This is a genomic window from Thermoflexus sp. (assembly GCF_025055495.1).
GTDB lineage: Bacteria > Chloroflexota > Anaerolineae > Thermoflexales > Thermoflexaceae > Thermoflexus.
The window spans coordinates 1-5,817 of the sequence record NZ_JANWXB010000134.1; the positions used below are offsets into that span (position 1 = coordinate 1).

General features: G+C 64.7%; 5 protein-coding genes and 1 pseudogene. All 6 read right to left on the minus strand.

Annotated elements, in window-relative coordinates:
• A partial coding sequence (locus NZM16_RS04665) for a nucleotidyltransferase family protein (protein ID WP_295478921.1) occupies positions 1–379 on the minus strand: 379 nt, incomplete at its 3' end.
• A 48-nt stretch (positions 380–427) separates the two neighbouring features.
• The gene (locus NZM16_RS04670; protein WP_295453285.1) at positions 428–1,198 is read right to left on the minus strand and encodes an SDR family oxidoreductase; all 771 of its coding nucleotides are present in this window, start codon (positions 1,196–1,198) and stop codon (positions 428–430) included.
• Positions 1,199–1,353: 155 nt separating this feature from the next.
• Complete coding sequence (locus NZM16_RS04675) at positions 1,354–2,610, minus strand: acyl-CoA dehydrogenase family protein (protein ID WP_295478924.1); 1,257 nt, start codon at positions 2,608–2,610, stop codon at positions 1,354–1,356.
• A gap of 84 nt (positions 2,611–2,694) precedes the next feature.
• The gene (locus NZM16_RS04680) at positions 2,695–3,786 is read right to left on the minus strand and encodes an acyl-CoA dehydrogenase family protein (protein WP_295478927.1); all 1,092 of its coding nucleotides are present in this window, start codon (positions 3,784–3,786) and stop codon (positions 2,695–2,697) included.
• A gap of 225 nt (positions 3,787–4,011) precedes the next feature.
• Entirely contained in the window at positions 4,012–4,476 is a 465-nt protein-coding gene (locus NZM16_RS13990; protein WP_367281008.1) for an SCP2 sterol-binding domain-containing protein, read from the minus strand.
• A 123-nt stretch (positions 4,477–4,599) separates the two neighbouring features.
• Positions 4,600–5,661: pseudogene (locus NZM16_RS13995) on the minus strand (long-chain fatty acid--CoA ligase); the annotation flags it as partial.
• Between the last annotated feature and the right edge of the window lie 156 nt (positions 5,662–5,817).

The window sequence follows — 5,817 nt, forward strand, 5'->3', positions numbered from 1 at the left end:
GCTCAACCCCATATGCTTCGATCGCTTCCCGCATGGAATCGCTGACCATATCCAGATCGATCAGATCCACCGGGCGGTCTCCGATGATCTCCTCCGCAACGGCCCAGGCCCGCCAGAAGTCCGCCGGCGGTATGCCGTCGACCACCAGATCGACATCCGAGTCCGGGAAGAACCACGCCGCATGAGCCAGGGAACCAAACAGCAGAACCCGACGGGCGCCGAACTGCTCCTTCAGCGCTCGAGCGGCCTCGCGGACCCGGGTGAGCAGACGGGCGCGTTCCTCCGGATCGACCGTCGGTGCGGCGGGAATGACCCGCTTTCGGGCTGCTTCTATATACGGTTGCCAGCCTTTCGGGCCAAGCTCCAGCGCCGTGGGCATCGCGATCCCTCCTGGAATAACGTGGAATCCGGTGGGATCCCCTTGCGATCAGGCCAGCCCTCCTGTTAACGAAAGCCCGCCATCCACCACGAAGACCGCGCCGGTGATGAAATCCGCCGCCGGCGAGACCAGGAACAGGGCCAGGCGGGCGACATCCTCCGGCTCCCCGAACCGTCCCCCGGGGGTTGCCTGCAGGATGCGTGAAGCGATCTCCGGCGTGCTCCACAGGATCTCGCTGAAGCGGGTGCGGATCACCCCCGGGGCGATGGCGTTCACCTGGATGTGGTCCGGGGCGAGCTCCAGGGCCAGCAGCTGGGTGAGCATGATCACCCCGGCCTTGGAAATCCCATAGAGGCCCATCCCGGGCGACGGGCGCAGCCCGGCCACGGAAGCGATGTTGAGGATCTTTCCCCGTTTCTGCGCCCGCATCGTTGGGGCGACCGCCTTCGCCATCCGCCAGTAGCCCAGGAGGTTGACCTCCAGGATTTTTTGCCACTGGCCCTCGTCGGCCTCCAGGGTGGGGCCGAAGTGCGGGTTGGTGGCGGCGTTGTTGACGACGATATCGATGCGGCCGAAGGCCCGGAGCGTTTCCTCGACCAGGCGTTCCACCTCCGCCATGCGACCGGTATGGGCCGGAACCGCCAGGGCCTCCCCGCCCATCGCGCGGAGCTCCTCCAGGACCGGCGTGAGGTTCTCCGCCTTCCGGCTGGAGAGGACCACGCGGGCCCCGGCCTCCGCCAGCGTCCGGGCGATGGCCCGCCCGATCCCGCGGGAGGCCCCAGTGACGATGGCCACGTGCTCTCGCAGATCGACGTTCATCGGTATACTGCCCTCCGTGCGTCCCGGATGGGCAGGCCTGGGGGCAGGCCCAGGGGCCTGCCCTCAACGGGATAGGGGCACCCACAGGGGGTTGCCCCTACATAAAATCACAATATGAACACAATGCCCCTACAGATGGGCGTCCGGGCCCATCCCTATTTCAATTCGCGGCTGGTGAGGCCGAGGACGCGGCGGGCGACGATCAGGGTGTTGATCTGGCCGGTGCCCTCGTAAAGGTCGTTGATCTTGGCGTCGCGCATCCATTTTTCCACCAGGTAGCGGGTGGAGTAGCCCAGCGGCCCCAGGAGCTCCACCGCCTTATACGTGATCCAGGTCACCGCCTTCCCCGCCTTGACCTTGGCCATCGAAGCTTCCAGGGCGTTGGGCTTCCCCTGATCGAGCATCCAGCCGGCCCGGAGGGTAAGCAGCCACGCCGCCTTGTGCATCGCCTCCATTTCCATCACGTCCCGTTCGATGGCCGTCAGTTGATGCCGCGGGAGGCCGTAGCGGATCCGAATCCCCTCCTTCTCCAGGACCTCCTTGGTGAACTCGATGGCGGCGCGGGCGATGCCCAGGGCCCCGGCCGCCACCACCGGCCGCGAGGCGTCGAAGGTGATCATCACCCCCTTAAACCCGTCGGTGCGCGCGGTGTCCAGGATCTCCGGGCTCCCCAAGATGTTGTCCAGCGGGATGCGGGCGTTGTCGAAGCGGATGGCCGCGGTGTCGCTGGCCCGGATGCCCAGCTTATACTCCCGTTTGGTGATGCTCACCCCTGGGGTTCCGGCTTCCACCACGAAGGGCTTGATCCCAGCCCGCCCGGCCGTTTTGTCGATCGTCGCCCAGACCACCACGATCCCGTCCGAAGCCTCCAGGGCCAGGTGGCCGTTCGTAATGAAGATCTTCTCCCCGTTGAGCACCCAGGATCCATCCTCGCGCTTCGCCGTGGTCTGGATGGCTGAGACGTCCGATCCCGCGCCCGGTTCGGTCACCGCCATCGCCCCCCACTTCGGCCCGCCTTCGGTGTAGCGCTTGAGGAAGCGGACCTTCTGTTCGGGCGTGCCCACCGCGTTGATGGAGTAGCCGGCCAGGCCCGGGCCGGGCATGCATAGATACAGGCCCGCATCCCCCCAGGTGAGCATCTCCACCAGGAGGATCATGCGCAGGTTGTCATAACGCGGCCCCTCGCGCTTCTTCTCCGTAGGCGGCTCCCCCGCCAGCTGCCGCTCCGCCCGCCGCACAATCCGGATCCAGTCCTGTTGCACGATGGGCCACATGGTGTTCACAAAGTCCCAGGGGATCTCATGCTCGTGCTCATCGTAATAACGGGCGTTGGGCCGCATCAGCTGCTCGGCGACCATGCGGGCCATTTCCCGTTGCTGCTGGATTTCCTCCGGAATCTCAAAGCTGATCATGCAACACCTCCTGCGCTCGAAGAGGATTACATCGCTTGACGACAGTTCAGGCATCTTCCCTTGCCGGGTGGGGATCGCCTGATGTCACACCATCACCATCCCCTCCAGCATCGGGAGGCCCCGGGCGTTGCGCAGCCACATCTCCACCGGATGGTCCCGGATGTAGCCGTGGCCGCCGAGGGTCTGGACCGCGCCATCGGTCACGCGAAGGGCCATGTCATCCGCGAAGAGCTTGCACAGATAAGCCTCCCGGGATGCGTCCTCTCCGCGGTCGATCTTCCATGCCGCTTCCCAGGCCATCAGCCGGGCCGCGTCGATGTCGATGGCCATCTCCGCGATCATAAAGGCGATGGCCTGGCGGTAAGCGATGGGCTCGCCGAACTGAACCCGCTGCTTGGCGTAATCCCGCGCATACTCGAAGGCGCCTCGGGCCAGCCCGACCGAGAGGGCGGCCAGCGCCACCCGCGAGCGCTCCAGCAGCCGGTCCATCGCGATCCCGGATTCCCCGCCGATCCGTTGACAGAGCGGGACGCGGCATCCCTCCAGCGCGATCTCATACGTTGGAAGGGCACGGAGCCCGGCGTAGCGATCGCGTTCTTTCACCACCAGCCCGGGCGTCCCCCTTTCCACCAGGAACGCCTGGGTTCGCCCATCTTCCCTGGCGTAGACCAGGAGCAGCTCGGCCTCTGCCCCAAAGGGGACGCCGATCTTGACCCCGTTCAGGACATATTCCTCGCCCTCTCGATGGGCCGTGGTCTTCAACTGGAAGGGATCGAACAGAAAGCTGGGCTCGATCAGCGCCGCGGCCGCCTTCACGAATCGCTCCCCACAGAAGCGGGGGAGATAAGCGCGCTTTTGCCCTTCGGTCCCATACAGCAGGATGGGGAGGGCCACCGCGTGGGGCGCCAGCAGATAGACGGCAAGGGTGAAGTCTCCCCATCCGAGCTCCTCCAGCGCCAGGGCGCTGGTTAAGGCCGACGGCTCGCCGAAGCCACCGTAGGCCTCCGGGATCATGCTGGGCAGCAGTCCGATCGACCACCCCCGATCGATCACATCCTCCGGAATCTGGCCGGTCTCATCGCACTCCCTCGCGACCCGGCGCAGCTGCTCCTCAGCGAAGGCATGGACCGTCTGGATCAGCATCCGTTGCTCATCGGTTGGCTCGAACGAGATCATCGCGACTTCCCTCCAGTCAGGATCCGAACCGGTTCCAACCTCCTGGCCCCTGATCCCATGGAAAAACCATCGCGCCACGGGCAACTTGAGTCAGCGAATTCAATGGCGGCGCCTGTTCGAGAAAGAGGGGCGCATCCCTCCTTTCCTCTCCTTTTCCGAGGCCCAGTGGGCCTCGGAAAAATGTTTTGGATTCTCCTCCTTGCGCGGCCCCAATAGACGCCGTTTTCATTCCCTCAATGCCCGCAGGCCGATGAGGAGCGTGAAGTCACCTTCCCAGCGCAGCTTGCCGGTGGCGAAGGCGACCTGGCCGTCGAGCTCCCCCCGTTGCATCGAGCTGTAATCCGACGTGGTCATGCGCAATATTCCCGAAGGCTCCGTCGCCCCGTTGTAGATCGCTATCGCCCTCCACATGGTTCCATCCGGCCGCTCCAGCTCCAGATGCACCATCCCCCTCAGGCGCTGAAGCGCCTCCATGCGGCGCCGGGATCGGAAGGCCAAGTAAGGGGGCTCCCCCAGATAGAGACGCCCGGTGATCGCCTCCCGCAGCGCTTCAGCGTCGAGGATCAGCTCGATGTGGGGGATCTCCCCGGTTTCCCCCTCCACCACGGTCAGCCGCTTGCCGTCTTCAACTCGCAGCGTGAAGACCTCCTGATCCACCCGATAGCGGATGATCAAGGTGGTCCCTTCCATTCCCTCCGGCGGCGTAACTGCGACGGCCGCGTCGAAGAGCCGGGGGACCCACTCAATGAAGAAGGCGCGAACAGGAACATCCGGCGGCACCTTCAGCGAGGGCGCGGCGATCTCGGGTGCGGTCTCCCGCAGCACCCGCCGGAGCACTTTCCCGACCATGGACTTGGGGAGGGAATCCCGGAACTCCACGCTCCGGGGAACCTTGTAAGGCGCGAGGTTCTTCCGACAATGAGCCAGGATCTCCTCTTCTGAGGCCTGGGCGCCTGGCTTGAGAACCACGTAAGCCTTCACCGCCTCCCCACGGTAGGGGTCGGGAACACCCACCACGGTGGCCTCCAGGACCGCCGGATGGGCGTAAAGGACCTCCTCTACCTCCCGCGGATAAACATTGAACCCGCCGGTGAGGATCATGTCCTTCTTGCGATCCACGATATAGAAGTAGCCGTCCTCATCCATGCGGGCGATATCCCCGGTGTAGAGCCAGCCCCCCCGCAGGGTCTGTGCCGTCTCCTCCGGCCGGTTCCAATAGCCTTTCATCACCTGCGGGCCTTTAATGATCAGCTCCCCGATCTCCCCTGGCTCGAGCTCGCGGGTCCCTGTCTCCACATCCACAATGCGCACATCGGTATCCGGGATTGGAAGCCCGATGCTTCCCAGCTTCTTGAGGTTCATGATGGGGTTGATGTGGGTGATCGGGGAAGCCTCCGTCAGGCCATAGCCCTCAACGAAGGTGCCGGAGGAGAAGCGGGCGAATTGCTGGATGACCTCTACTGGCAATGGGGCAGCGCCGCTGTTGCACAGACGGATGGAGCCCAGGCCGGACTCGGCGGCCCGTGGATGGTTCAGCAGAGCGATATACATCGTCGGCACTGCCGGCAGGAACGTCGGTTGATAGGCTCGAATGGTGTTCAGCGCCTCCTCCACGTCGAACCGAGGAAGCAGGATGAGCGTCGAGCCGGTGAACATCCCCACGTTCATCAGCGAAGTCATGCCGAAGGAGTGGAAGAGCGGAAGCGCTGCCAGGTAACGTTCCTCTCCCCTCCGGATGAACTCCCGAACCCAGACATACGCCTGGATCACATTGGCGAACAGGTTAAAGTGGGTCAGCATCACCCCTTTCGGAGTGCCGGTGGTGCCCCCGGTGTAGGGGAGGACGGCCACGTCCTCCATGGGGTTCACCGGCGGCTGGAAGAATCGTTCCCCCGCCTTCTCCATCGCATCGACCCAGCGATAGAGCCCCCGGCCGGTGGGCGTCTCGATGCTCATCCCCTGGGCCTGGATCCGCTGGAGATAGAGCGGCCGAACAGCTTCCGGCATATAGTCCTGCAGACCGGCGAAGAT